Origin of the sequence: Terrimonas alba (assembly GCF_042434975.1) — a bacterium.
In the GTDB taxonomy this organism is placed as follows: Bacteria; Bacteroidota; Bacteroidia; order Chitinophagales; family Chitinophagaceae; genus Terrimonas_B; species Terrimonas_B alba.
On sequence record NZ_JBHMQM010000003.1, the window covers coordinates 442,660 to 469,217 of the forward strand.

Below are 26,558 nucleotides of genomic sequence, written 5' to 3' on the forward strand. Positions count from 1 at the left end.
TAAAGAATAATGATTTCACTGTAGCAGGAATTTTAAATACTGCGGACTTGCAAATAATCCGTGTTACTAGTTAATCAACAAGGATGATGAAAGTTTTTATTAAATCAGCGTTCTTTCGTTTGCATTCTAGTTCACCATTAATTCCTGAGCTCAAAGTTATTCAGTCACGGAGTGTTCTGATTTCGTGCCTGAGGAGAAAAATAGATGACATATTCCCTTTTGACGACTCCGGTATCAGGCTGTGAATTGTCTGATTCGATGAGTACTACAGCTCCCTCCCGCGTCCAGAATTGAAACACTTTAGAGGTTTTCGGAAACGACGCCACTCCCCGAATTCTCAGGCATTCGAAAGCCAATCCTCCGGGAAGCAACAATGTCCCATAACCGTCAACATATTCCGTGTGGGAACTGGTATCTGATGATGTGATAGTGGGAATGCCGTTAACATATGTCGTATCAACGACGGTGCTTGTTGTGCTAAACCGGGTATTGAACGTAACCGGAAACCGCAGCCATTCCGCTGCAGGAATGAAATGTTGATACCACTCTGTAGTATCAGAGGGAATTCTACCTCTCCCTTCACGATAAAACTTACTGTTTGAGAATGAAAATACGGGATATACAGTTCCACCTTCTTCTTTGGCGACCACGGCGTTGGACGGATATCGTGGCGCCAGTTGTGGAATTTGGCTGACAGAAAATATTTCGGAACTATCGTACATGACAAATGGGAGAGTACTGAAATCATAGACGTTTGGCCCTCCTGTTCTTCCCACATTGACTGGCTGACTGGTGCTATCCCAAAAAAGTCGCATGGTCCTGCCAGGCGTAAAAACAGCTTCAATCTGACTTTGTGTAATGGTGATCGGCGGTGCTTTACATCCCTCAATAATTATCCATGAGATCAGGCCGAGCGGCAATAGTGACTTCTTGTGTTGCATGACGAATATCGTTTAATGTGAAAAGGGCATTGCAACTTACGTCAGAATCTTTCTGTTGTGCTGATCCGCTGTATTACATCCGCCGGAACAGAAGCAGCTTGATATTCTGATGTTGAAGTTAAGTTATACAGTTGAGATTATTCGTTCAGTCCGGACAGCAGACGACAGCGATATGTCGATCAGCATATATTCTTCGGCCAGCATAGCCCGCAACCAATTATGTGTACGTGCTACCGATACGGTTCAGTTGCAGTCCAAACATCGGTTACATTGTTTATACTTTCATCTTTTTCTGTAGCACCGGGTTTTTCAACTTTTTGATCGTACTTGAATTATCGTACTTCGTCTTTTTTGTAAAAACGATACTTTCTTTAGGTGTTTACCAAGGTCCAGCACACAAATCAAATAGGCACCTCAAAATTTTCTGTCATAAAATAGGGGAAGGCTCAGCATCTATTATACAGGTACAAACGTAAACATCCATTTCTCCGGATTTTGCCAGTCCTTGCCTTTAAAGCTACCAATTGGCGATTTTATCAGCACCTCATTCCATCCTTTTTTCAATAAGATTTTTGTCGGCTTACGGTATTCATATCCTTCATCAATTAATGGAATTTCCGAATGCCCTCTTTGTCCGCCCCTTTTCCAATCCGGGGTATCGATCAATTTTCCATTGACCCAAACTTTGCTTTGGTGATTATCCCAGGCACCAGGTTTTGGTGAATCAGTAGCAGGGGAACGGGATAAATTATTAAACCCTATCCAGAAATTTTCAACTTTTTCCTCATCACTCCATATTTGAGTACTGGCATACCAGGTGGTGTTTTCTTTAGGACCATCCAAAACAGCTTTTATTAATGTAGCCCACCAATGACGCCATACAATCGTACCCCCGACTGCTTTTTTTGATGCCTGCATTTTATTTACACCACTTTTTTCTGGCAAAAATTGTCTGGACAGATCACCACCATTGTCATAAGGTCCGTACAATTTCCATTGGATAGCTGATTGTTTTGCATACGGAAAAGGAAGTCCTGAAAAATTATGTTGCTGTTGGTCCAGCAAACGCACTTCAAATTCAGTAAACTCATTTGCTTGTTTTGAATCCGGTTCGCCAATATTGGCAACCCATCCCTTATAACCACCACCTCGCCAGCTTCTTTCCGCAAATGCAAGTATTCCGGGATAAACAGGGTTCATCTTTTGTACATCTTCTTCTTTAGCAACAGCCCTGTCGTGCCACATGCATAATGTGCCCCCCAGCAATGACACATCGCCCTTTTCTTTATTGCCGATCATCCTGTTGAAGATGGTGACAACGCTTTCCAACGGATCCATATGATTCAGGTATAAATGCCGGGAATCTACAAATTGAATGATTTTATTTGCTGACACATGAGCATTATCGTCCATCCACATTTGCCGGATAGTTTTATCCGTAAAATTTCCACCCGGCTCCCACCCAATCACTTTTTTTCCAAAACTTTCCACATAAGCCGTTACTTCCGGCACAAAATTTTTATTCGTGATCTTTACCTCATCGGCGCCAATATGCAAATAAGGGATGTCATAAGTGGTACAAAATTCTTTCAGAATATTTTTTATATAAACCATTCCCGAATCAGATTGCATATCGGTTTTCATTGCTCTTTTAAAAGCGGCGCTATGCCCCGGCATATCGATCTCCGGAACAAAAGTTATATACCTTTCTTTACAAAATGCAATCAGCTCTTTAATGTCGGATTCAGAATAATACAGTCCTTTATTGCGAAGCATATGTTCCGGAGCGGTCAGTTGAGGATACTGTTTACTGGCTATCCTCCAGGCAATATCTTCGGTAGGATGAAAATGAAAAACATTGAGTTTATATTTCGCCATTATATCTATCTGCTGTTTCAGCAAATCCACAGATTGATAATTTCTTCCCACATCAATCATATATCCCCGCCAGGAAAATGAAGGCCAGTCCATGATTTCGCAGGTATTGACCATTACTCCGTCACGCATTAATTGCTGCAGGGTTTGTATACCATTGAAAATACCATGAGCCGTATTGGCTGTGATGATAATTTTGCCGGGGTCAACATTGAGCCTGTAAGCCTCCATCAGTAACTGTGGCGCTGTAAAATTTTTATCGAGCTGCATTTCAATAAATGGCTCGTCCTTATTCACTGTCTTTGCAATCTTTATTTTAAACCCTTTTTGTTGCAAATATTGTTTCAGCCTTTCAGCTTCCTTTTGCAGCTCATCATCTTTCACAACAATAGTTTCACAAGCATAAAGCGGGAAATTGCCGTTTCTCCAATCTACTAATTGTGGCAATGGAATTAATGACGGCTTCGCCTGCAGATCATGAACATAAGGGTATACAATATGTTTCCACAATAAATAAGCTTCGCCTTTTAAGTGCAGTCCATCATTGGTAAGATTTGCTTTTAGTTTTCCGTTCTCATCGCTAAACGGTGTGTGCAAATCGATATACGTATAATGATTTATTGCTGCCTTCTCTTTTAGCTGATCATTTACGGTTTTTATTTGTTCCGCCTTACTGCTGTGTCCGCTAAATTTTCCAAATATATTATTCACGGGTAAAATGCTTTGGACAAACACTTTTGTGGAAGGCGTTTGTTGCTTCAGATAAGCAACCGACAGTAAAATATTTCTCACTACACTATCCGGAGAAATATTCCTGGCCAGATCGTTAGTTCCTATCATTAAAAAAACTTTTGCCGGCTGCCTGCCGGCTATTTCATCAAGACGGCGAATGACCCCTGCGGTAACATCGCCGCTGATGCCGCGGTTCTTTACCCGTTTATCATCAAATAATTCACTCCACTCTCCCCCATCGGTAATACTGTTACCAACAAAAATTACATCGCCTTCCGTTTCCGGCAACGATTGAAGCAGCGTAACCCGCTGATGATAGTAAGTAGAAAATATTGAATCAGGATAAATAGGAAGATTCACCTGCGCCATTATCATTTTCTGAGCTATTAGAAGGCAAATGCTGCTAACTATTTTCTTGAGCATGATTAAAATTAGTCGTGAAAATTAATTTATTGATTTCTTAAAAATGAAAAGCGTAAAATAACAATTTAACAGGTGATACAACCTGCTATGATTTCATCTTATATTATATTTCTGTTGGTAATTCCTCATTGCACTTTTATTTTAAAGGTAGATGCCGGTAACAATTCTGAATTTACCAGGTTAGCATCAGTAAACGGTTTCCATGCATAATAGACAAAAACAGGTTTTACTTTTACAGGTATAACAATTGTATTTTTCTGAATTCCCGCTGCTATTCCCGTTTTGCCATCCAGAGAAAACCCTCTCAGTGGTTGACTGTCGGCTGTTTCCAAACCGTTTGCGCAGTATTGAAATCTGATCACAATTTTACCATTATTGTATTTTGCCTGCAGAGGTAACGGCCCCGAAGGGACGATGCCTTTTTTATACGTTTTATTCAGAGCCCATCTTGCCAGTCTTTCACCAACTGCTTTCTTATTGGTGGGATGCACGTCATTTTTAAATCCAATATCACTGCATACCGCCATGCCTCCATTCTTCACTTCACTTAAAAGTCTTCTTTGTGCATCCCTGAATTGCGGCCAGTATTGCGATTTATACTTAGTAGTATCAATAGAAGATAACTGCACCCAGTAAAAAGGCATAGTGGGTTGTGTCCATTTTGACCGGTAATCATCGATCATCAGATGTAGCAGGTCTCTGTATTCTTTCACCCTCGCCAGCTCCAGTGAATTACTTTCTCCCTGGTACCATAATACACCTTTGATGGGCATCATGATAATGGGTTCTATACCGCTTGCATAAGCAAAGCCCGGTTTATAGGCATGGTTTAATCCCAGATCATCACCGTAGCCATTTTTATTTGCGCCGATGTTCTGTTTACTTCTTTCCCGAATCCATTCCGGCAAAGCCTCATTCTCTAACCAATTGCCTTTTACTTTTGCTGCAAACTGTTTACTGTTTTGTAGTGTTGCCCTGCTTATAAAAGTTTCGATTGGAGCGCCGCCTATGGAAAGATTGATCAAACCTATTGGAACGCTCTCGCTTTCTACAATATTTTTTGCAAAATAATACCCTACAGCACTCATCGGTTTTACAGTATTGCTATCACATAGCTGCCAATCGGCGTCCTCGTAAAAATCTTCAGTATTTAATCTTTTATTTAATGAATCAGTGTAGACTACGCCATATACGTATCTTCCTGCAGGAGAAGGATTGTATAACCTTATTAGTGGCTGATCAGTATTGTTTACTTCATTTTTGAAATGCATTTCCTTTGACATAGCCCACTCCATGTTGGACTGACCGGAACAAAGCCAAACATCACCGATCAAAATATTCTTCAATTCAATCTTTTCATTGTTGCTTTTAACAACGATTGATTGCGGTTGTGTATCTGCTTTTTGTTTTTTAAAATACACATCCCAGGATGAGTCTGCTTTTACAATTGCGATCTTACTTTCCTTTGCAAATAAGACAGTAACCTCATTTTCCGGAATATTTTTTCCCCAAAAATGTATTGGTTGATCTCTTTGCAAAATCATGTTATCAGAAAAAATCTTCGCTACCGTCAATTGAGAAGCAGCAGCTAACGGCAGGAATAAAATGCTAATCAAAACCAATCTCATTCTTTTTGCATTTATTTTTGGCATCAATAATCCACTTATCACGAACAGCACACCGGTAATAGTAAACGGCAAAAACATTAAACCTATTGAAATATCAACTTTTATTTAAGATACTCATTAAGTATTTGCATGCAATACCATTCCTGTCTTGGCAAATGAAAAGGTCCTTTGAATAGATTTCCTTTGGCAGTTTGGGCAATGCTTCCATCGCGATGCAGGTAGCCAAACCATTCACCCTGTCGCTTATCATGAAAATGTTTGTAAGAATAACCATGCACCATTTTATGCCATTTGGCGTATTTTTCATTGCCTGTCATCAAATAGGCAAGCAATGTTGCAATGATCACTTCATTATGCGGCCACCAGAATTTCATGTCCTGCCAGTATTCCTGCACCGGTTTATCATAGACGTCGCGGAAATATAAAATACCGCCATGCTCTTTGTCCCATCCCCGCTCCCACATATAGTCAAGCATTTTACAACCCAGCTCAATCAGATGCGGATCATTGTTCCGGTATTTTGCTTCATGTAAAATAAACCAGGCGCCTTCAATAGCATGACCGGGATTGAGTGTTCTTCCATCAATATGATCAATGATACTGCCGTCAGGCGCTACCTGTTCCATTACACATTTGATATCTTCTTTTACAAAATACGTTTCGATATCACTGATCCATTTGCTGATCCATTCATCACAGCGATCACCACCAATGGTTTCTCGTAATTGCTGAGCTGTATTCATCAGGATCATAGGAACACCAATTCCCTTTGATGGCCTTGTAGCGGTAAACTTGGGTGGCAATAAACCCGGCGTGGTAGCATATTCAATGCATTTTCCAAAAACAAATCTTGCTTTCTCTGCAGCTTCTGCATCACCGCTTGCTTTGGCATAGGCGGCAGCCGCAATCACATAAAATGTTTCAGAGAAAAAATATCTTCTTTTGCGGATCGGTCTTCCATCTCTTGTTACATGAAAAAACATTTGGCCATCTTCATCAAAACAATGTTTATTCAAAAACTCATAGCCCAATCTTGCACCGTTAAGCCATTCCTGTTTTTTTTCAACTGTATTATACAAAGTAGATAATAACCAGGTTGCTCTTCCCTGTATCCACACAGCTTTATCATCATCGATCAAACTGCCGTCTGCATCACGCATCAATAAAAATCCTCCATATTCTTTATCAAATGAACGGGGAAACCAGAAAGGAACAGTATCATTTAGTAATTGATTGGAATAAAACTCTTTTAACTCAATTAAATCCCTATGCGAATACGCCATCACAAAAATTGTTGAATTATTTTATTATATCACTGACCGGCACACGAAGAAAATACAGGTCTCTCTCTCCTTCATATATGATACCGATGGTGTTATCATCAATTTTGGTAAGCGCTGAATAGCCATAACCTGGCCTTTCATCCAGCAATACTTGGTTTTTGTCCAGCCATGTTTCTCCCAGGTCAAGACTTGCTTTGATGGTTGTATTGTTACGGGTTGTTTGCGAAGCAACATTGCTGAAGAACAATACTTCTTTCATCTTCCCCTTTACATTAACCCTGGATTTTATAAAACCTGCCATGCATACCGGATCGGGTAACGCTGAATAAGAAGTGGGATGCTCTACCCAGGTTTTTCCCATATCGGTTGTGGTGGCCACACTCCTGAACTTGCCCCGGTTATCCCGCATGTTTAGCATCAATGTGCCGGCTTTCGTTTCCACAACCTGGCTTTCGGTCGTATTGCTTTTAGCACCAATACCGCTTTTCCATGTTTTACCCTGGTCTTCGCTATAAATAATTGAAGAATGCGGAATGCCCACGGATGCCGGTTTTGTTGTTTCATCCCAGTATTGCGATGGAAAAACCAATGTGCCATTTTTCATAACAATACCATTGCCGGGTCCATTGAAATATAGGTGCCAGGCCGGATTTTTTACCTGTGCTGTAATACTATAAGGTTGACTCCAGGTAAGCCCGTCATCATCGCTGCTTACCAATACCAACTGACCGGTAGAATCGGGTGATAAACCCGGTTGAGAGCCAGCGATAGAACGATTGCCCTTGCTCCATAAAGCTGCTACCCATATTTTTTTTGTAACAGGATCAAACAAAATAGCAGGATCACCAACGCCATTGTTTTCATGCGGAGCACCCATATCTATAATTTTTTTCATCGGCTCCCAGGCACGACCACCATCAATGCTGCGGCTCATGCCTACATCAATATTGGCGGGCAGGTCACCGCTATGTTTGTAACGGATATCATAAACAGCGATCAATGTTCCTTTATCAGTAGTAGTAATGCCAGGGATACGATAAGTATGCACACTGTCATCCCATGCTTTTCGGATAGCTACTCCCATCCTGTAGCGCCCCTCCGACATATTTATAGTACTGTTTATTTTGGGGGAGAAAAAGTACACATAACCATCACCGGTAGTAATGCTTTTTATATTTACAAAAAGCTTTTTATCAATATCGGCATTGGTTTTTAAGGCAGCGCCAAACCAAATCGTATTCCAGCCCTGGTGAAGCGGGAGATTTACTGGTATATTCAACGTCGTTGACAAAGATTGTATAGTTGCATAAGTTGTCGCTCCTGTCAAAAAATTTCGTTCCCTTTCATCACGAACAATAATATCAATTTTTTCAATAGACCTTACCGCTGTTTCATCTAGCAGCAATTGAAAACTTTTATACTGAATGCTTTTCCCATACGGCACATACACCGTCATCTTGATCAATTGATTAAATGCTACATCTTTCAGCAGGGGTACCCGTAAATGAGTGACCGTTATATGTTGACCCGCGGGGGAATCCTCATGTTTTGCTTTTTGAGAAAAAGATGTTGTACACGACACACCTATCATTAACAACATCAGGAAATAATTTTTTTGATTCATCCTCATCGTAATGTATTTAGTTCGAATAATCTATTGTGCATCAACAAAGTCATTTGTTTTTGGCCGCAGAAATGAAACCTGTACGATCAATGCGATAGCAACAATTCCCGCCAGCATTGCAAAGCTTTTACCCAGGTTTCCTGCGTCCGTTGATTTGCCTAACAGGTCAGTAATAAAAGCTCCTGCAAATACCCCCATCATATTCATCAACCCATAGGCTGTTGCTCTATATTTTGACGATACAAACTGGCAAAGTATGGGCATATTATTGGCATCAAACATTCCAAACCCAAAACCAAAACAAAATGCTGCGCCAATAACATGAAACAATGAGTGACCATATCCTATCAGCAATAAAGCTGGAATGGTTAATGCCAGGCCGATAGCGCTGGTATAAACTCTTCCACGAATATTCTTTTGAACCCACCTATCTGATAATATGCCGCCGAAGATCACGCCAAGAAATGAAGCAGCAGCAATAGTGATAGTGGATAATGGTCCTGCCTTCGACATGTCTATATCCAGGCTACTGGCAAAAAGTGTTGGTAACCAATTTTTAATTCCCCATCCCGGCAAACTTGGTATAGCGAAATAAAATAGTATGATCCAAAAAGAGATATTGGCAAACAATAATCCTAATCCTTTAAACAGGGATGAACTTTCAATTGCTTTTGCTGTGTTTGCAACACCCATTTTCACTGCTTCATCTTTTTTCCCTTTTAGAAAAATGATCAGCACCACGGAATAAATAATGCCAATAATGCCAAAAGATTGAAAAGCCGTATTCCATGAAAACTTATCGGCAATAGTAGCGCCAAAACCGCCGAGAGCCTGGCCCATATATAACCCCGTCATGTGAATGCCAATAGCAAGCGATCTTGTTTTTGAAGAATGAAAATCGGCGATCAGCGATAAACCAGCGGGAATATATAATGCTTCGCTCACGCCCATGATTGCCCTTAACCAATAAAGCTGATCAAATGTTTTGGCATAACCCATAGCAAAGGTCACACCAGACCAAACAAATAAGCTGCCAACGATCAGCCATTTGCGGTTGAATTTATCGGCAATAATGCCTGATACCGGGCTCATGAAACCATAGATCCAAAGAAAGATCGCCATCAGGTAGCCAAAGTTTGTTGCAGATTGCAGCTCTGCTATATCCACCTGCATGGAAGGTTTCATGGTTGAAAGCATTTGCCGGTCCATGTAATTGAGAAGTGCCACTACCCATAACATGCCAACTACTATCCAGGGATAATTTTTTGAATTCTTCATTTGCCTTTTGGATATAGGTTAGCTGATAATATTTGCGGCGTTCTCACGCCAGCTTTTATTTCGCCACTGGGTATGATCACTTTATTCTCCCATATCACAGCGCTCGTAGTAACCGGCGAATCAAAAGGGATACAATCCACAACAGTCCATTCATCCGATTCAATATTATACATTAATATTTCTTTGCTGAACCCAGGATGAGAAGATTGCAATTTATTTTTCTGTTGAATCAATTCTGTTTTTTTAGTCTCATCTTTCTCCGAATTGATAGCAGCGATAAGGTCTTCGGTTTTATGAAATGTTTCTCCTTTGTCGCCACCAAAGATCAAAATATTGTTTAGGCCCGCAGCAATGCCTGTGCCTGCAGATAATGCATAAGGAAGAGATCTTTTTTCTTCCCATTGGCATTTGAGGATATCGAATTTAAAAACGAGGCTATAGAGATCACTTATTCCATTGGTATTTTTTTTGCGACCTCCTACTAAATAAATGGATGCATGATCAGCATTTGATTGTGCAATCAACACTGCATGCGATACTGGCTTTGGAATAGCGGGCAACAGTTTCCATCCTGCCGCCATACTTTTCATGTCTAAACAATAGAATTGATCAGAAGTCGCCCCTATTGTTTCACCACCGGCGATGTAGACAGTATTATTATGAAAAGCTGCCGCAGCATTGGTGAGAGCAACAGGAAGATCAGGTAGATATTTTGAAACAATTGTCTCTTTAATGCCATCCCATTGCAATAAGAGTACTTTGTTGCTAATGCCTTTTTCATTTTCACCACCTGCATAAACAATGCCCTGCGGTGTGGAACAATTGGCTGAATAAGCAATAGATGACGGAAGTCTGAATATTTTCTTATACAGCGAAATTGTCTTTTTATTCTTTACATAAACAAATACATCATCATAATATTTCTTCTTTCCGCCACTCCAGGGCATGGCGTCTGGAAAATTAGCACCACCTCCAATGACCAGGATATTTCCGTGCACACCAGCAACAGGACCCGCAAATCCCAACGATTTGGGTTGACCGTTTAAAGCAGGAAGCTGAGCCGCAATTTTCCATTGCATAGCCTTCCCCTTTGTTTCTTGCGCATGTGTTAATACAGTAAAAAACATGATAAGGAATGAAAGTAATATCGTAGTAGGAGACATTATAGATTAAACATTGACCGCAGATGGTTTTTTTGAAGAAAAACTACTGAAATTTAATTGCTCTGTATCTTTTTTAAATGCTTCAAATTGTTCAGCCGACATATTTTTAACAGGCAAACGAAATTCGCCGCAATCCACTCCGATAAGCTTCATATAAGCTTTACCGGTGGCAATACCGCCATACTTTCCCAGCAACCTGATCATATCAATTGATTTTTGCTGTAATACGTTCGCAGTTTTCAGATCGCTCTTATTAAAAGCATCCATCATGTCATAATATAAAGATGGCGCATAATTGAATGTACTTCCTACAGCGCCCCTTGTTCCTACTGCCAGTGCAGGCAACATATTTTCATCCCTGCCCCAAAGCATATCATACTTTCCGTTCTTAAAATTCATGCAGGAAAGAAAATCCATAAAATCTTCATGGGTGTATTTGATGCCGGTGAAATTAGGGATCACACCATCAACGGCTTGCAACAGGTCATACATTGCAAAATCAACACCTGTCAATACGGGAATATGATAATAGTAGAATGGCATATCAGGGACTACGGATGCTACTCCTGCGCAGGTTTTCACCAACATGTCCACATTCACCGGTTTAAAATAAAATGGTGCGGTAAAAGAAATACCGTATAAACCAATCTCCCGGGCATGAATAGCTAGCTCTTTACAATCGGCAATACTGGTACCACCAAGTAGTGTCATCACCTTAAAATCACTATCTCCTTTTGTGGCTCCCGCCCATGCTTCAGCTACTTCTTTTTTTTCTGAAGTGGTCATAGAAACTCCTTCACCGGTAGAGCCGCATATAAATGCACCGGTTATTCCATTTGCCTTCAACATTTCATAATACTGAGGTATAACGGAAAGATTCAATGAGCCATCTTTATGCATAGGAGTGAATGGAGCTGCTATCAGGCCCTTCAAATGTTCAGTCCTCATGTTCTTGTTTTATTTAAATAACGAAAATATTGTTTTAAAAAAACCAGGAACAGGAATATTCCTGGTTATAACTGCTAATGAATGCTTATATAAGTAACAGAATTTATTTAGGTTTTGCTGTTGCGTAGCCAGGGGTCTGATCAACCAAAGGATCATTTGTCCAGATACCGGCCTCAACAGGCCACAGAATCTTATATCCTTGCGTGGCTTTATCCAAAACGCCATAAGGGTGGTTAACGCTTATAAATACAAGGGGCTCGTTGCCATACTTCATTCTGCGTATGTCATACCAGCGCTTTCCTTCGTATACAAACTCCTTGCTACGTTCTGCAAAGATGGCCAGCTCATTTGCATCTTTAGATCCATTTACAAAAGGTGTAGGATCAGCATTTGCAAACGCACGGTCACGGATAGGTTTTATGTATTGAGATGGATCGCCGCCTTCAGCATTGGTGATCTCAGCCAGCATCAACAGCCTGTCAGCTTCACGGTACACCGGCCAATCATCAGAAAAATATCTTTTATTGGCATCAATCGTACCCAGGAATTTTACAATAGCTGTGTTTCTTACTGTTACTTTTGCTGGTGTAACCGTTTTATCTACTTTGTAATAGTCATAAAAAGTTGCATTTCTTCTCTTATCAGCAACATCATAGGATTGAAATAATTCAAATGTGTACCCATAGCGCTGGATGATCTGCATGCTGTTGGTAGCTGCAATGTTTAGGGGGTCAACAAGCGTTGAACCGCTGCCTGAAGAATCTTTATAATGCAGGTTATCAAAGTTGAACGTAGAATAAAGAAAAGTAGAATAGTTGCCCATCTCCGCTTCACCTACGCGAAAACGGATAGCTAAAATAATCTCATTGTTATTCTTTTTTGCGTACCCGAATGCATCTGCAAAATTTGCTTGTAAAGCCGGGCCTGTTATAGCATTCAAAGCTGATTTTGCTTCTGCTAAATCGGCGGTTGCATTATATACTTTAGCAGACCACAGGTAAATTTCACCCTTGAGCATCAATGCAGCCTGCGGATTCCATTGGCTTTTATCAGCAGGCGTACCAGCTGTACCAAACAAAGTAATGGATTTATTTACGTCTGATTTAATAGCAGCCAATACTTCAGCTTCTGTTGCTCTTGCTTTGCGTAATGAAACCGCATCAGTGTTGCCATTCAATACTTCCGGCTCTACTCTTAACGGCACGGTGCCGTAAGTGCGGAGCAAATGAAAATAGTAATAAGCTCTCATCGCATAAGCCTGTCCCAGCAAATAATCTTTCTTATCTGCGACTAAGAAATCTGCCGCTTCTACTTTCTGGATAAAAAGATTAAGCTGTAAAATAGGGTTATAAAAACCGGCCCAACTACCAACACCGGCAGAGGTTTCTTCAATTGTCTGGTTAATGATGGTTAATTCATTCAGTGATGTATTTTGCCGGTCTATATTACTGAAACCGCCGCCCCGCATTTCACCCAGGCGAACAAACATAAATTGATTGTCGCGGAATTGTTTGTGCAAGCCTACCATAAAATTGGTAACCTGGGCTTCGTTTTTCCAAAAGTTTCCATCGCCATAATAGTCTTCGGGTGCAAGCTCCAATGTCTTGCGACACGACGAAGCAACAATACCCAGCATTGCTACGAATAATATATATTTAAACTTCTTCATGATTAATGTATTTAATAAAATAGATTAAAAGGTTAGATTAGCACCAAAAACCAATTGTGTCGGTATAGTATAAGCGCTGCTCTGGATACCGGTACGTTCCGGCAAATTCAACAAGTCATTGGTTAAATATCCCAGGTTTTGGCCGGTAACCGTCAGCTTCAAACCGCTGACCTTAGCCTTCTTTAATAAGGCAGTTGGCAAAGAATAGCTCAATGAAACTTCCCTGAATGCGAGATAACCTGAGTTAACAAAAAACATACTGCTCGGCCTGTCAAAGTTTTTTGTGTTCAGCTGATCGGCCCATGAATATCTTGGATATTTTGCGTTAGGGTTGTCAGGCGTCCAGGTTTGTTTTACAATATCAGTGGCGTTAAACTCACCCTGTGCACTTGCCAAAGACCACAGCTGCTGAAAATCCTGCTGAATATGACCCAATGCAAAATCCAAACGGGCAAAAAGGCTGAATCCTTTCCAGGATACAGTTGTATTGAAACCTCCGGTCCATCGGGGAAGTGTGCGGCCCAGCGAAACCCTGTCACGATAATCAATTGTATCATTCTTATCAATATCCTTCCATCTCATATCTCCTAACTGTGTCGCAATATATTTTTGTCCACTTGCATTTAAATTATATTGATTAATTAATTTCTGACTGGCTACTCCTTTGCCTGCACCACCATTCTGATAAGCTGCCTTAGCCGCTTCATCAAACTTATTATAGTCTTCCAGGTCCTTTTGGGTACGTATAATTCCTTCGGCTACAAAACCAAATATCTCACCCCATTCCTGTTCTTCCTGGAAACCACCTACCCATATTAATTGTCCTGTTTTGGGATCGAAGATCTGTTCACCGCCCTGCCTGTTTTTGTCATTGCCATTAAAAGGAAGTTTTAGAATAGTGTTTTTATTCCAGGCTGCATTAGCACTTACCCGCCATGTCACATCCTTTCTTTGGATGATTTTATAACTCGCATCTATTTCAAATCCCCTGTTGCGCATGCTTCCATTATTGGTTCTGATACTTGATACGCCGGAAGAAGTGGGCAGGTTTACAAATGCGAGCTTATCGTCTGTGACTCTGTTATAATAAGCTACAGAAGCATTTAACCGGTTATTAAAAAATCCCATATCTGCTCCTATTTCGGTTGTATTTGTCTTTTCCCATCTTAATGTGGGATTGGCTATACCAGTTTGTAAAAATCCTATGCTACCGTTGTAAGCAGTTTGCGAGCCATAAGAACCCTGTACTTCATAAAGCCCAATCGCATTGCTGGTTCCGATACCGATATTTCCATTCTTACCCCAACTTGCCCTGAGCTTTAAATAGGATAACCAATTTCTCGTGGAAGACATAAAATTTTCCCTGTGCAACAACCAACCAACAGAAACGGCGGGGAAAGTCCCGTATTGATTGTCTTCATTTAAACGTGAAACACCATCCCGTCTTACGGTAAAGCTGGCAAGATATTTACCATCCCAGTCGTAAAGCAGGCGGCCAAAGCCAGACATAATCCGATCCTGGTTATGATAAGAATCGGTGCCCCGGGTTTGAGTAGTTGCATTATTCAATGTGTATTGCAGGTCCTGGAAATCATCAGTAGGCGCCTGGCTACCACTTGCAGCAACACCTTTCGAATACGCATTATAATATTCAAAACCAGCCATCGCATCGATGTTGTTTTTACTAAGGAAAGTGGTACTGTAATTAACGATAGCATTATAAGTTTGGCGGATTGTTCTATCAAAATAGGCATCAGTAAATCTCGTTCTGTTCCATCCTGTATTGGGATTGGTTCTGCTCAGCAAACCAGTGCGAAAATCCTGGTTGAAAGATTCCCCAAAACCTTCATCGTACATCCAGATGGCACCCAGTTTTACATAAAGGTCTTTCATGATATCCACTTTGAATGATTGTCCCAAAGTGAATTTATCGGTTTGATTGCTGCGTTTATATTTATCAATATTGACAATTGGATTACCATCGCTGGCATCACGACCTAAGATGAATTCTCCGTTTGCATTGGTTCCACGCATGGTAGGCGGAGCAGATAGCATACGGCCCCAATAATTTCCTTCACCATTTTGCAAAGACTGATCTCTCCAGTTTGCTTTGTTAAACTGCAGGCTGCTTTCGGATTTCAACCAATCTTTAATCTTATAGTCGCCGTTTAGCGTAAAGGTTAAACGCTTATAAAAAGTTTTAAGAGATAAACCGCCTTCATCGTAATAGCCTACGTTGGCAAAATAACTACCGCGGTCATTACCGCCACTCATGCCCACATTGTATTCCTGTACTGTGGCTTTATCATGCAAACCATAATCACCGTAATTAAAATCTTTATAGATCAGGTCGGCAAAGGTCCCATTAGGATCATAATTCCCGCTGGCATTGGTGGGCACAGCATCTTTCATTGTTTTCCATCCGGGTTGATTCAACAATTCACGATTCACATCGTTTAAACGCATCACACTCCAGATAGCCCTGTTATCATAGTTTCCATCAAGGATATCTCCTGTTGCCGGATCTTTATATAAATTACCTGTAGCCCTTGGACCAACTCCGGAAAGCGCCGAGTTTGAAGAAATGGTTCCAAATGTTCCATTAATAATAGCCTGCACCACTCCCATACGGCTCCACTTGATATAGTCTTCAGCATTTAGGAAATTGTAAGGAACATTCAAGTAACTTGTTCCTTTTTTAACATTCAGACTGATAGAAGACTGGCCATTCTTTCCTCTTTTGGAAGTAATAAGAATTACGCCATTGCTGGCCCTTGCACCATAAATAGCTGTAGCAGATGCATCCTTTAAAACTTCAATGCTCCCGATATCTTCAGGATTAATATCGCTTAAAGAGCCTCTTACCTGGCCATCCATTAATATCAATGGGCTGCCTGAGCCATCAAAATTAGTTCCTCCTCTTAAAATGATAGAAGGTAAAGAACCGGGTCGACCTGTACCCGTTGAGACTCTTAATCCGGGAATAGTTCCCGCCAAAGCCTGTGCAGGATTGGAACGCAAACCTGTCTCCAGAATTTTTGCATCCAATTTGGCAATAGAAGAAGTGATCTTGGAACGTTTGACTGTGCCATAACCCACCACTACCACTTCATCCAGTTTGGCAACAGAGGTTTTCAATAGTAAATCAACCGTTGGTGAATTTCCCGCTTTTACTTCCTGTGTTGCAAAGCCGGTATAGGTAAATACCAGCACATCGCCTTCAGCAGCATCAATGGAATATTCACCGTTTGAATTGGTTTGCGTGCCAACCGTTTTTCCTTTGATGGTAACACTTACACCGGGAAGTGGTTTTCCGTCTTCCTCGGAACTGATAGTTCCGGAAATCTTTTTAGTCTGTGACCATCCTGAAGCGACGATCAAAAAACAGCTAATCAGCAGTCCTAATTTGAGATAAGCAGATCTCATACAGCAATTTGTTTATTTAAATGAGTATTATGTATGACATAATAAAGTTAAAGAAAATTAAATAAACCTGCCAAAATTATTTTCAATAAATAAATTATGCTCTAAATATCAATATTTTACACTTTTTATTTGTATCTTTTAACCCATTTATCTAGTTTTATATTACTTATTAAGTAATACATATTATGAACCCTACTGCCTTAATAAATACTCTCAAATCTGTAGATACCAGTTCGCTGGTAGATAAGGTAGAAGCTAATCTTGTAGAGTTATTACAGGAAAGAAAATTGAAAGTGGGAGATTCAATCCCCAAAGAAATAGAGTTGGCGGAAACGCTTGGCGTGAGCAGGACAGTTATCCGTGAAGCTTTGTTACGGTTGCGAATGATGGGATTGATAGAATCAAAAAAGAAAAAAGGTGCTGTTATCACCAGCCCTGACCTTTTTGGGATCATGAGCAAAAGCATGAATCCACACATACTTGACCAGGATACATTAAAAGAGATATTTGAAATACGACTTGTACTGGAGATCGGGATGGCTGACCTGTTATTTTATCGTGTCACAAAAGAAGATATCGCAGAATTGAAACAGATTGTAAGTAATGAGCCTCCCGCAACGAAATATCATCTTTTTAATATTGAACACGAAATTGCTTTTCATGGCAAGTTATACGAGATCACAGGAAATCAAACGTTGAAAAAATTCCAACGCATGTTGCTCCCTGTATTTGACTATGTACATAACAGTGGTCTGCTGAAGAAACAACCCTTGCTAAAAACATTTGTCTCTCATAAAGACTTAGTATCAATTCTTGAAAACGGAACACCTGAGGAATTCAGAAATGGAATGCGGAATCATTTGCAGAACCACTTTGCTAGATTGTTTGAATAAAAAATCCGATTACCGGGTAACATCGAAGTCGTATGCCTTCCTTTATTAAAGGTTACATTTTCAAAAGTGGTATATCTAAACCAGGGAACTAGCCAATCAATAGTAGCTTTTTACCCGATAATAGGGCATGTTCTCATCATAGTATTTTTTGTAAGCACTGAGATCTATGGACAGCACAGAATGGGTACTCAGAAGCGTCGATAAAAAAGTCCGGAAAGTTCTGCCACGTATTGTCCAACTTACTATCGTTGAAAAATTTGCACAGGATATGATCTCTACCTCCCACCCCTATTCGTGTTTGAGCGTTGCAGTCATGGCCAGAAGCGTTGGCATAACAGGACCTGAACCCAAATTATTTTTCGTACCTGATGGAAAGCAACTAATAACACAACCGGCAACTTTTCTCCATTAACACCTACCAGGTAAAAAAATTCCAGCTTTAAAATTGGCTGCCTCAGGAACAAGTTAGTACACTCAACCCGATTGATGCTTGACTTCAGGGTCAAACCGAAGATAGATTTGATAAGCATTCAAATTTTAAACATAAAAAATAACAGAAACAATGAAGAACAAAAAAGTAATAGTGGCCTTTCTTATAGCTGTAATCGGAGGGTTTGCATTGCCGGGTTATGCATTTGCTCAACCGAAGGGAGTTTATCGTACCGATCTGCAGCGCCATGATCTCAGTGCGGCAGGCTGGGAAGTGGTGCAGGCCCGCGTTGATATTGATGCCGGTGTGCTGGCTCCAAAACATTCACATCCAGGTGAAGAGATAGTTTATGTTCTTGAAGGAGTGCTGGAATATCATTTGGAAGGCCAGGCACCGGTAAAACTTAAAGCAGGTGATGTATTATTTATCCCCGCCGGAGTTGTTCACTCTGCAAAAAATGTTGGGAAAGGCAAAGGAAGTGAACTCGCTACTTATACCGTTGAAAAGGGAAAACCGCTTGTTGTATATGTTAAATGATCATCATTGATCGTTGCGGCGATGGACCATTCTCAATGATAAATAAATTCAAACTACTCAAACAAAAAATAAAAATTAGTACAATGAAAAGGACAAAAGAAATACTCGCCACTACTATGCTTTCCGGTGCCCTGGTACTGAACGGTACAAATGGTGAAGCACAAGGGGATTCACAGGTTGATTCAAAATCATTAGCACTCATACGACCCTTCAGGGTAAAATTTGAAGATGCTGACCTGCATGATCTTCGCCAACGCATACTTGCAACAAGATGGCCGAAAAAAGAAACTGTTGCTGATGCATCGCAGGGCGTACAACTGGCCACCATACAAAAACTGGCTAACTATTGGGCTAAAGAATACAATTGGCGCAAAGCGGAAGCGAAGTTGAATTCATATCCAAACTATATCACCAATATTGATGGCCTCGACATTCATTTATACATGTACGTTCCAAACATGCGAATGCGCTGCCACTGATTGTCACTCATGGTTGGCCCGGTTCAATCATTGAGCAAATGAAGATCATTGAGCCGCTGACTAATCCCACTGCCCATGGCGGAAAAGCCGAAGATGCTTTTGATATTGTGATTCCTTCGCTCCCTGGTTATGGTTTTTCAGAACAACCCAGCGAAGGTGGTTGGGAACCTAACCGTATAGCCCGTGCCTGGATCACTTTGATGGATCGACTCGGATATCAAAGATATGTTGCGCAGGGTGGTGATTGGGGCGACGCAGTTACAGAGCTAATGGGAGTAATGGCGCCGGAACTATTGGCTATTCATACCAGTTTGCCTGCGGCTGTACCCGATGAAATTTTGGGAGCACTATGGACTCATCAGCCGGCACCTTCAACACTTTCAGCAGATGAAAAAAAGCGTGGGATCAAATCGATTTTTTCTTTAAAAAAGGTCTTGCTTATGCACAGCAAATGGGAAGTCGTCCGCAAACATTGTATGGAATTGAGGATTCTCCAATAGGTTTGGCTTCCTGGATATTGGATCATGAAGCCCACAGTTATGAACTCATTGCCCCTGTTTTTGATGACAAGAAAGAAGGACTGGCGAAAGATGATATACTCGACAACATCACACTTTATTGGCTAACAAAAACTGCGGTATCATCGGCCCGTATATATTGGGAAAATAAGGTTGTCTTTTTTAAACAGTTGGGCGTTAAGATCCCGGTGGCAGTAAGTGCTTTCCCCGATGAACTTTACCAGGCTCCCAAATCCTGGGCCGAGAAAGCATATCCCAAGCTGATTTATTACAACAGGCTTGAGAAAGGCGGTCACTTTGCAGCATGGGAACAGCCTGAACTTTTTACAAAAGAAATGCGTGAAGCTTTCAAATCGCTTCGCTGATCAGTTGAATTGAAAAGTAAATCGTAAAACAATGAAACAAAGAAAAAATAACAATGCCGGAGTTATAGTTAGAGCAGCGGCTGTTCAGATCAGCCCGGTGCTCTACAGCCGGCAGGGCACAGTAGAAAAAGTAGTAAACAAAATCCGCGAACTTGGAACAAAAGGTGTTCAGTTTGCTACCTTTCCTGAAACTGTGATTCCTTATTATCCTTATTTCTCTTTTGTGCAACCTCCTTTTATGTTGGGCAAAGAGCATCAGCGTTTGCTTGAGCAATCAGTGACGGTGCCGTCTGCAGAAACGCATGCAATAGCCGAAGCTGCAAAGGAAGCCAATATGGTTGTTTCCATTGGTATTAATGAAAGAGATGGCGGCACCATATACAATTCGCAACTGCTTTTTGATACAGATGGCACATTGATACAACATCGTCGCAAACTGACACCTACTTATCATGAGCGAATGATCTGGGGACAGGGAGATGCTTCGGGATTGCGTGCCGTTGACAGCAGCGTTGGACGTATCGGTCAACTGGCTTGTTGGGAACATTATATGCCGCTGGCACGATATGCACTCATTGCTGATGGTGAACAGATACATTCTGCCATGTATCCTGGTTCGGTTTTCGGTGAGCTGTTCTCCCAGCAAACAGAAATAAATATTCGCCAGCATGCACTTGAATCAGCCTGTTTCGTAGTATGCGCAACAGCGTGGCTGGATGCTGATCAGCAAGCGCAAATAATGAAAGATACTGGTTCTCCCATCGGACCGATCTCCGGTGGTTGTTTCACCGCAATTGCAGGACCCGATGGTCAAATTATTGGCGAGCCGCTGAAGAATGGAGAAGGTGAAGTGATCGCCGCTCTTGATTTTGCACTGATTGATGCAAGAAAAAGGTTGATGGATGCAAGAGGACATTACAGTCGTCCGGAACTTTTGAGCTTAATGATTGACAAAACCCCTGCCCTCCATGTTCATGAGAACAATGGAAAATCACCATCTATTGTTGAAAACAATTCGGAAGAACTGTTAAGCATTACTGTGTAACGAGAAGCTTTGAATATTCACTGTATAAACTGACATCCTCTCAATAAAATGTCAAAACAACTTAAATATGACCGGCGAAGGTTCCTGACTGAATCTGCTGAAACACTCTTTGCATCCGGGCTTGTCTTCGCTGGATTAAATGATTTAGCTGCCTTCAATGAAACGATAGCTGAGAGAGATATTTCAATGACAGCCGGGAACAAAACTTTCAGTAATGTAAAACAGATCAATGCCGGCGTTCTCAATGTTGGTTATATCGATGAAGGCCCCGCGAATGGCCCTGTTGTAATCCTTCTGCACGGCTGGCCCTACGATATTCATACTTATGAAGAGGTGACGCCATTGTTAGCAGCAAAAGGTTACAGAGTTATAGTTCCGTATTTGCGCGGTTATGGAAGTACGCAATTTCTTTCCCAAAAAACATTTCGCAATGGACAGCAATCGGCTCTGGCGCTGGATATCGTTCACCTGATGGATGTTTTGAAAATAGAAAAAGCTATTATCGGTGGTTGCGACTGGGGAGCAAGAACAGCTAACATCATTGCGGCGCTATGGCCCGAACGTGCCAAAGCGATGGTCGCGGTAAGCGGTTATCTTATCGGCAACAGGGAGACAAATAAAATCCCATTGCATCCCGAAGCAGAATTGCAATGGTGGTATCAATATTATTTTGCTACGGAACGGGGCAGGGTAGGTTATGAAAAATACAGACATGATTTTGCCAAACTTATTTGGCAAACTGCATCACCGAAATGGAATTTTGACGAAGCAACATTTAAACGCAGTGCTGCGGCTCTCGATAATCCCGATCATGTCAGCATTGTGATTCATAATTACCGTTGGAGGCTGGGCCTGGCTGAAGGTGAGAAAAAGTATGACGAGATGGAAAAGCGATTAGCCAATGGCCCGGTCATCACAGTACCCAGTATAACACTTGAAGGCGATACCAACGGAGCGCCTCATTTACCGGTGGGCTCCTATGCAAAAAAATTTTCAGGAAGATATTCTCACAAAACCATAACAGGAGGAATCGGACATAATCTGCCACAAGAAGCGCCTCAGGCTTTTGCGGATGCGATCATTGAAGCAGATAGTTATGCGAAATGAAGTTTCCAAAAATGGCAACGCAAATTTCAAAAGCGTTGCCATTCTTTATCACCTGTTTTCAAGCCAGTCTAAAAAAGTCCTGGCTTTTTCTTTTGACACGATTAATTTATCCGGAAACACAATCGTTGGTATCACCAATAATTTCCTGGCAAAATAATGTTCCACCTCTTTTATTGAGTTGAAGTTGATAAGGTATTGCCTGTTGACCCTGTAAAATTGCTGGTCTGATAATAGCTGCTGTATTTGCTCCAGTGAGTAATTCACTGAATATTCCTGTTTATCAAAAGTCACAATTACTGTTGCCTCGAATTTGATATAGAACAAAGCGATAGACTCAGTAGGTACAGTAATGTACTTGTTGCGATGATAAACCAGGAAGCTTGTTTTACCAATTCCGAAAAAAGGTTTCCGGTCTTTATTCGTTTCATTAGTTTCAATGTATGGCAGGTAATTGTTGCCTAAACCATACTGATTCATTGCGGTTGAAGATTGCATAAGTTTTATGTTTAATCACAAAAACCGGGAAGCCAAACGCAAATTATACATTGATCAAATCTGAAAAACTCAGCAATAAACATTTGACTCCCGTTCTTTGCGAAATGTGAGCATAATGATTTTAGTAACCATGGGCCGCCTCTGCTACATGATTCCATTTATCCCATTCATCAAAACGGCTTTTGTAAACCTGCTTTAGCAATGGATAAGCTTTCTTTCCGAGAAAAAGGCGCAATGGCGGCTGTTCAGCATCCACGAGTTTCAATATGGCTTCCACGGTAGCTTCAGGTCTCCCCCAAAAATCTTCTGTGGCCGAGGCGTTGAAATCCGCTTTGATCTTGTCGTATTCAGGCATTGCTTTAGTACGTATGGCTGATGCCCCACTCCAGTCGGTCCCAAAACCGTTAGGTTCGAGCAATGAAACTTTGATACCGAACTGGGCCAATTCAAGAGCAAGTGTTTCACTAATACCTTCCACCGCATACTTTGATGCATTGTACAAACCAAGTGTAGGCACAGCAACCAATCCCAATATGCTTGACAGGTTGATGATATGACCGTGGCCCTGTTCACGCATAATGGGTATAACAGCCTGTGTCATCCAAAGCAGGCCAAACACATTGGTTTCAATCTGGTCCCTTGCTTCTTTTTCCGAAGTTTCTTCAATGGCGCCAAAAAGTCCATAACCCGCATTGTTGATCAATACGTCAATACTTCCAAAATAATCTTTGGCCTGTCGTACAGCTGCAAAGTCAGCTTTACGGTTATTTACATCCAATTGAATTGGCAACAGCCTGTCACCGTATTTTTCAACGAGCCCATCAAGATCAGCAAGATTGCGGGCAGTTGCCGCTACATTGTTTCCCCTTTGCAAAAATGCTTCCGTCCATAGTTTACCAAAACCGCGGGAAGCGCCGGTAATAAAAATTGTTTTTGACATTGCTTTATTTTTTATTGTTAAAAAAATTGTTTGCGTTCGTAATCTTTTCTTACAGGATAAAGGATTTCCAGCCCGCCGGTTTGCAGGTTTTTTGAACTACTCACTTGCTTAGTGATTATTTTTTAGTACTGTTAAACAAGCACGGTCAGACCATTTTTCAGGTCACGATTGATAAGCTATCTTCGAAAGGCTTCCGCCGGTTATGCTGATCCTGTAATACCTGTATTTTGTTTTCGCTGAATCCTTTTTCATTGTTCATTTTTGACAACACAAAGATGTATAGCAACAGCAGGGAAATTGCGTGATGTAGATCACATTTGATCAGTAAGCATCTTTTTGTGATGTATGTCACATTTCAGGAATGATAAAGACGGCTCAGTGTTTCCCTCGATACACCCAAATATGCAGCGATCAGATGTTTGGGTACTATATTATAAAGTTGTGGGTATTGCGCCATCAGTTCTTCATAGCGATGCCTGGCATCATTGTTCATAAAAGACAACAACCTTTTCTGCAATGCCACATAACCTCTTTGTGTGCGCAACCGAAAAAAATGTTCTACCTGGTGAATTTCGCTGCACACCTTATCCCTGTCCCGTTTCGAAATGCACAACACTTCTGCATCCGTTATGCAATCAACATTGATCGTAGCCCTGGTGCCATTCTGAAGCGCATTGTAATCAGATGCCCACCAGGTAGGCATTGAAAACTGAAGTATAAACATCTTTGCCGTATCATTTATAAAAAATGATTTCAAACATCCTTCAATGACAAAGTATTCGCATTCCACTTTATCGCCTTCGGCAATAATAACCTCTCCTTTTTTAAACGACATGGGTTTAAAAAACGAAAAGAAGTGGTCAAACCCGTCATCAGTCACTGATGCCAGTTTAGCTACATGAGCTTTTAGTATTTCTTTTGCCTGCACCGGTTGTATCATTAACATCAAAGTTGCGACTATTTGATCAGGACAAATAAATTGGCGGTGTATTTTTCATCGTCCCCAGGAACAGCTTCTTTACCCTGTCTTCCTGGCGAACAATTGCAGGCTGCACGGTTGTTCCCAACCACTTTACCAACTCTTTTTGTTCCAAATCCTGGAAATAATACTTTGAAAATAGTATCACTTCAACCTGGTTATACTTTTTCATATTTATTATATTTTATGAGTTAAAAGAACATTTGCTATTTGAAGGCTACCTGTTATCAAGCCAATGCAAGAACCCTGTAACTTTTTCTTTTGGCACGACAAGTTTATCCCTGGCAGGTATAGTAGAATTTACCAACAGCTTTCTTGCGAAGTAATGTTCCACTTCTTTCACTGCATTAAAATTGATAAGGTACTGCCTGTTCACTCTGAAAAACTGTTTCTCGGGTAGAAGATGCTGAACCTGGTCCAATGAGTAATTCACAAAATATTCCTGCCTGTCAAAACACATGATGGCGGCTGATTCATATTTGATATAAAAGAAGGCAATGTTTTCAGTGAGTACATTGATGTATTTATTGTTCTTATAAACAAGGAAACTTTTTTTGTCTGTTGCGTTTGAAAACCTGGTTAGCAGATCAGCAAGTTTTAGCATGCTGTTTTGTTGAAAGAAGTCCTTAACACCAACTATCTTTTCGAAAGCTGCAACGATGTCCTCTTTTGAAAAAGATTTTTTCACATGGCCGTTTCCATTGATTGCAGGCGCCTGCAGTGCAAATTCTAAAGGATTATTGTCTGACTGGTTAGATTTAGTTTCCATTGAACATTAAGGTTTAAAAGTGATCAATACATTAGCTGGTACTTTGAAGCCAGCGAAGAATGAAACCTGCTTCTTTCTCCCAGGCCGGGTGATCAAAAACCAAATGAGGGTGGTCTTTAAATTCTTTATAACTGGTGACTGAATCTTTGTGTGAATACTTTTTATAATTACAATAGTTCAATACCGTTGAAATCAATTTATCATTACTGCCCGAAGTCAACAGCAGCGGCACATGTGATCTTTTAAAATCAATCTTTGCTAATTGCTTGAATGTGTCCCTGATAATTTGCTTCGATTCCGGTACTACATTCATATAATACAATTCTTTTTGCCGCTCACAGTCTATTCCATTAGTTATTAGATAAGTCCAAGTGCTGAATGGCATCAGGTAGCTATGTCGTTTGGAAGAAAGCAACGACATCATGCTCCATATCACTTTAAGAAAGCTTATCCTGAAACTGCATATACCGAAAGGAGGAAATGAGTGAACAGCAACTCCGGCTGCCCCAAATCCACGCTGTAATAATATTTGAACGATCAAGCCACCCAATGAATGACCAATAAGAACTGGCTTCACTTCAAATGTATTTATGATGAGTTCGAAATAATCTATGATATCGCTTAACCGGTTTGCTGCAATTTTCGGGTCGGGATGCCTGTTTCGTAACTCTTCGGGTGAAGCATCTTTATATGGCCAGCAAGGTGCAATGCAATTGTATCCTTTCGTTTCAAAATATTTCTTCCATTCATCCCAGCAACTATTACTTATAAATGCACTGGTTATAAAAACAATTGAATTAGGAGAGCTGGTCATTGTGTATACTGATTGAGCAATCAGAAAATCAAACCAGGTGCCATTACAATAAATTGTTGATTGTCAGTAAATTTGTGTTTTGTGCCATTAAAAGCTACCACGAAATAACGTGGTCGAATTAATCTTTGCCACGAAATAAAACGGTAACTTAGAGAATTAATCCCGCAACCGGAAAGTACACCGGCCTTACTACATAA

General features: G+C 40.8%; 22 protein-coding genes and 1 pseudogene. 7 read left to right on the plus strand and 16 right to left on the minus strand.

Annotated elements, in window-relative coordinates:
• Positions 1-164: 164 nt before the first annotated feature.
• From ACFEL9_RS10805 to ACFEL9_RS10850, 10 genes are all read right to left on the minus strand, one after another.
• Positions 165-941 (minus strand): hypothetical protein, encoded by a 777-nt coding sequence (locus ACFEL9_RS10805; protein ID WP_385889492.1) that lies wholly within the window; start codon positions 939-941, stop codon positions 165-167.
• A 456-nt stretch (positions 942-1,397) separates the two neighbouring features.
• Entirely contained in the window at positions 1,398-3,971 is a 2,574-nt protein-coding gene (locus ACFEL9_RS10810) for a family 20 glycosylhydrolase (protein WP_385889494.1), read from the minus strand.
• A gap of 125 nt (positions 3,972-4,096) precedes the next feature.
• A complete protein-coding gene (locus ACFEL9_RS10815; RefSeq protein ID WP_385889497.1) occupies positions 4,097-5,677 on the minus strand; it encodes a sialate O-acetylesterase in 1,581 nt (526 codons plus the stop codon).
• A 23-nt stretch (positions 5,678-5,700) separates the two neighbouring features.
• Complete coding sequence (locus ACFEL9_RS10820) at positions 5,701-6,882, minus strand: AGE family epimerase/isomerase (RefSeq protein ID WP_385889499.1); 1,182 nt, start codon at positions 6,880-6,882, stop codon at positions 5,701-5,703.
• 16 nt (positions 6,883-6,898) lie between these two features.
• Positions 6,899-8,512, minus strand: a complete 1,614-nt coding sequence (locus ACFEL9_RS10825; RefSeq protein WP_385889500.1) for an exo-alpha-sialidase — start codon at positions 8,510-8,512, stop codon at positions 6,899-6,901.
• 24 nt (positions 8,513-8,536) lie between these two features.
• The gene (locus ACFEL9_RS10830) at positions 8,537-9,784 is read right to left on the minus strand and encodes an MFS transporter (RefSeq protein ID WP_385889502.1); all 1,248 of its coding nucleotides are present in this window, start codon (positions 9,782-9,784) and stop codon (positions 8,537-8,539) included.
• Complete coding sequence (locus ACFEL9_RS10835; protein WP_446753364.1) at positions 9,781-10,947, minus strand: hypothetical protein; 1,167 nt, start codon at positions 10,945-10,947, stop codon at positions 9,781-9,783. Before ACFEL9_RS10835 ends, ACFEL9_RS10830 begins: the two co-directional genes overlap by 4 nt.
• A gap of 6 nt (positions 10,948-10,953) precedes the next feature.
• Positions 10,954-11,895 carry a dihydrodipicolinate synthase family protein gene (locus ACFEL9_RS10840; protein ID WP_385889506.1) on the minus strand — a complete coding sequence of 314 codons (942 nt, stop codon included), beginning with the start codon at positions 11,893-11,895 and terminating at the stop codon, positions 10,954-10,956.
• Positions 11,896-11,998: 103 nt separating this feature from the next.
• On the minus strand, positions 11,999-13,564 hold the full coding sequence (locus ACFEL9_RS10845; RefSeq protein WP_385889509.1) for a RagB/SusD family nutrient uptake outer membrane protein: 1,566 nt from the start codon (positions 13,562-13,564) through the stop codon (positions 11,999-12,001).
• Positions 13,565-13,588: 24 nt separating this feature from the next.
• Positions 13,589-16,990: a SusC/RagA family TonB-linked outer membrane protein gene (locus ACFEL9_RS10850; protein WP_385889512.1), complete on the minus strand. Its 3,402-nt coding sequence runs from the start codon at positions 16,988-16,990 to the stop codon at positions 13,589-13,591.
• A 185-nt stretch (positions 16,991-17,175) separates the two neighbouring features.
• Here ACFEL9_RS10850 and ACFEL9_RS10855 point away from each other — a divergent pair, with 185 nt between their 5' ends.
• The 7 genes and pseudogenes from ACFEL9_RS10855 to ACFEL9_RS10885 all read left to right on the plus strand — a co-directional run bounded on the left by ACFEL9_RS10855 (position 17,176) and on the right by ACFEL9_RS10885 (position 22,364).
• On the plus strand, positions 17,176-17,883 hold the full coding sequence (locus ACFEL9_RS10855) for a FadR/GntR family transcriptional regulator (protein ID WP_385889516.1): 708 nt from the start codon (positions 17,176-17,178) through the stop codon (positions 17,881-17,883).
• A gap of 562 nt (positions 17,884-18,445) precedes the next feature.
• Complete coding sequence (locus ACFEL9_RS10860; protein WP_385889518.1) at positions 18,446-18,850, plus strand: cupin domain-containing protein; 405 nt, start codon at positions 18,446-18,448, stop codon at positions 18,848-18,850.
• 116 nt (positions 18,851-18,966) lie between these two features.
• A pseudogene (locus tag ACFEL9_RS10865) lies at positions 18,967-19,304 on the plus strand (epoxide hydrolase N-terminal domain-containing protein); the annotation flags it as partial.
• A 63-nt stretch (positions 19,305-19,367) separates the two neighbouring features.
• Positions 19,368-19,829, plus strand: a complete 462-nt coding sequence (locus tag ACFEL9_RS10870; RefSeq protein WP_385890064.1) for an alpha/beta fold hydrolase — start codon at positions 19,368-19,370, stop codon at positions 19,827-19,829.
• Positions 19,802-20,212 carry a hypothetical protein gene (locus tag ACFEL9_RS10875; RefSeq protein ID WP_385889521.1) on the plus strand — a complete coding sequence of 137 codons (411 nt, stop codon included), beginning with the start codon at positions 19,802-19,804 and terminating at the stop codon, positions 20,210-20,212. Before ACFEL9_RS10870 ends, ACFEL9_RS10875 begins: the two co-directional genes overlap by 28 nt.
• 31 nt (positions 20,213-20,243) lie before the next feature.
• Complete coding sequence (locus tag ACFEL9_RS10880; RefSeq protein WP_385889524.1) at positions 20,244-21,257, plus strand: nitrilase-related carbon-nitrogen hydrolase; 1,014 nt, start codon at positions 20,244-20,246, stop codon at positions 21,255-21,257.
• Between the two features lie 48 nt (positions 21,258-21,305).
• A complete protein-coding gene (locus tag ACFEL9_RS10885; protein WP_385889527.1) occupies positions 21,306-22,364 on the plus strand; it encodes an alpha/beta fold hydrolase in 1,059 nt (352 codons plus the stop codon).
• Positions 22,365-22,412: 48 nt separating this feature from the next.
• Here ACFEL9_RS10885 and ACFEL9_RS10890 read toward each other — a convergent pair whose 3' ends face one another.
• The 6 genes from ACFEL9_RS10890 to ACFEL9_RS10915 form a co-directional block, all read right to left on the minus strand.
• Complete coding sequence (locus ACFEL9_RS10890; RefSeq protein ID WP_385889529.1) at positions 22,413-22,859, minus strand: LytR/AlgR family response regulator transcription factor; 447 nt, start codon at positions 22,857-22,859, stop codon at positions 22,413-22,415.
• Positions 22,860-22,980: 121 nt separating this feature from the next.
• Positions 22,981-23,799 (minus strand): SDR family NAD(P)-dependent oxidoreductase, encoded by an 819-nt coding sequence (locus ACFEL9_RS10895; RefSeq protein WP_385889532.1) that lies wholly within the window; start codon positions 23,797-23,799, stop codon positions 22,981-22,983.
• Positions 23,800-24,154: 355 nt separating this feature from the next.
• The gene (locus ACFEL9_RS10900; protein ID WP_385889535.1) at positions 24,155-24,745 is read right to left on the minus strand and encodes a Crp/Fnr family transcriptional regulator; all 591 of its coding nucleotides are present in this window, start codon (positions 24,743-24,745) and stop codon (positions 24,155-24,157) included.
• 19 nt (positions 24,746-24,764) lie between these two features.
• Complete coding sequence (locus ACFEL9_RS10905) at positions 24,765-24,950, minus strand: hypothetical protein (RefSeq protein WP_385889538.1); 186 nt, start codon at positions 24,948-24,950, stop codon at positions 24,765-24,767.
• Positions 24,951-24,995: 45 nt separating this feature from the next.
• A complete protein-coding gene (locus tag ACFEL9_RS10910; protein ID WP_385889540.1) occupies positions 24,996-25,547 on the minus strand; it encodes a LytR/AlgR family response regulator transcription factor in 552 nt (183 codons plus the stop codon).
• Between the two features lie 31 nt (positions 25,548-25,578).
• Positions 25,579-26,361 carry an alpha/beta fold hydrolase gene (locus ACFEL9_RS10915; RefSeq protein ID WP_385889543.1) on the minus strand — a complete coding sequence of 261 codons (783 nt, stop codon included), beginning with the start codon at positions 26,359-26,361 and terminating at the stop codon, positions 25,579-25,581.
• Between the last annotated feature and the right edge of the window lie 197 nt (positions 26,362-26,558).

What these genes read in the sequence shown, in the direction of transcription:
- ACFEL9_RS10805 (WP_385889492.1), bottom strand. Translation starts at nt 941, where the DNA reads ATGCAACACAAGAAGTCACTATTGCCGCTCGGCCTGATCTCATGGATA.
- ACFEL9_RS10810 (WP_385889494.1), bottom strand. Translation starts at nt 3,971, where the DNA reads ATGCTCAAGAAAATAGTTAGCAGCATTTGCCTTCTAATAGCTCAGAAA.
- ACFEL9_RS10815 (WP_385889497.1), bottom strand. Translation starts at nt 5,677, where the DNA reads ATGTTTTTGCCGTTTACTATTACCGGTGTGCTGTTCGTGATAAGTGGA.
- ACFEL9_RS10820 (WP_385889499.1), bottom strand. Translation starts at nt 6,882, where the DNA reads ATGGCGTATTCGCATAGGGATTTAATTGAGTTAAAAGAGTTTTATTCC.
- ACFEL9_RS10825 (WP_385889500.1), bottom strand. Translation starts at nt 8,512, where the DNA reads ATGAGGATGAATCAAAAAAATTATTTCCTGATGTTGTTAATGATAGGT.
- ACFEL9_RS10830 (WP_385889502.1), bottom strand. Translation starts at nt 9,784, where the DNA reads ATGAAGAATTCAAAAAATTATCCCTGGATAGTAGTTGGCATGTTATGG.
- ACFEL9_RS10835 (WP_446753364.1), bottom strand. Translation starts at nt 10,947, where the DNA reads ATGTCTCCTACTACGATATTACTTTCATTCCTTATCATGTTTTTTACT.
- ACFEL9_RS10840 (WP_385889506.1), bottom strand. Translation starts at nt 11,895, where the DNA reads ATGAGGACTGAACATTTGAAGGGCCTGATAGCAGCTCCATTCACTCCT.
- ACFEL9_RS10845 (WP_385889509.1), bottom strand. Translation starts at nt 13,564, where the DNA reads ATGAAGAAGTTTAAATATATATTATTCGTAGCAATGCTGGGTATTGTT.
- ACFEL9_RS10850 (WP_385889512.1), bottom strand. Translation starts at nt 16,990, where the DNA reads ATGAGATCTGCTTATCTCAAATTAGGACTGCTGATTAGCTGTTTTTTG.
- ACFEL9_RS10855 (WP_385889516.1), top strand. Translation starts at nt 17,176, where the DNA reads ATGAACCCTACTGCCTTAATAAATACTCTCAAATCTGTAGATACCAGT.
- ACFEL9_RS10860 (WP_385889518.1), top strand. Translation starts at nt 18,446, where the DNA reads ATGAAGAACAAAAAAGTAATAGTGGCCTTTCTTATAGCTGTAATCGGA.
- ACFEL9_RS10870 (WP_385890064.1), top strand. Translation starts at nt 19,368, where the DNA reads ATGAAGATCATTGAGCCGCTGACTAATCCCACTGCCCATGGCGGAAAA.
- ACFEL9_RS10880 (WP_385889524.1), top strand. Translation starts at nt 20,244, where the DNA reads ATGAAACAAAGAAAAAATAACAATGCCGGAGTTATAGTTAGAGCAGCG.
- ACFEL9_RS10885 (WP_385889527.1), top strand. Translation starts at nt 21,306, where the DNA reads ATGTCAAAACAACTTAAATATGACCGGCGAAGGTTCCTGACTGAATCT.
- ACFEL9_RS10890 (WP_385889529.1), bottom strand. Translation starts at nt 22,859, where the DNA reads ATGCAATCTTCAACCGCAATGAATCAGTATGGTTTAGGCAACAATTAC.
- ACFEL9_RS10895 (WP_385889532.1), bottom strand. Translation starts at nt 23,799, where the DNA reads ATGTCAAAAACAATTTTTATTACCGGCGCTTCCCGCGGTTTTGGTAAA.
- ACFEL9_RS10900 (WP_385889535.1), bottom strand. Translation starts at nt 24,745, where the DNA reads ATGTTAATGATACAACCGGTGCAGGCAAAAGAAATACTAAAAGCTCAT.
- ACFEL9_RS10905 (WP_385889538.1), bottom strand. Translation starts at nt 24,950, where the DNA reads ATGAAAAAGTATAACCAGGTTGAAGTGATACTATTTTCAAAGTATTAT.
- ACFEL9_RS10910 (WP_385889540.1), bottom strand. Translation starts at nt 25,547, where the DNA reads ATGGAAACTAAATCTAACCAGTCAGACAATAATCCTTTAGAATTTGCA.
- ACFEL9_RS10915 (WP_385889543.1), bottom strand. Translation starts at nt 26,361, where the DNA reads ATGACCAGCTCTCCTAATTCAATTGTTTTTATAACCAGTGCATTTATA.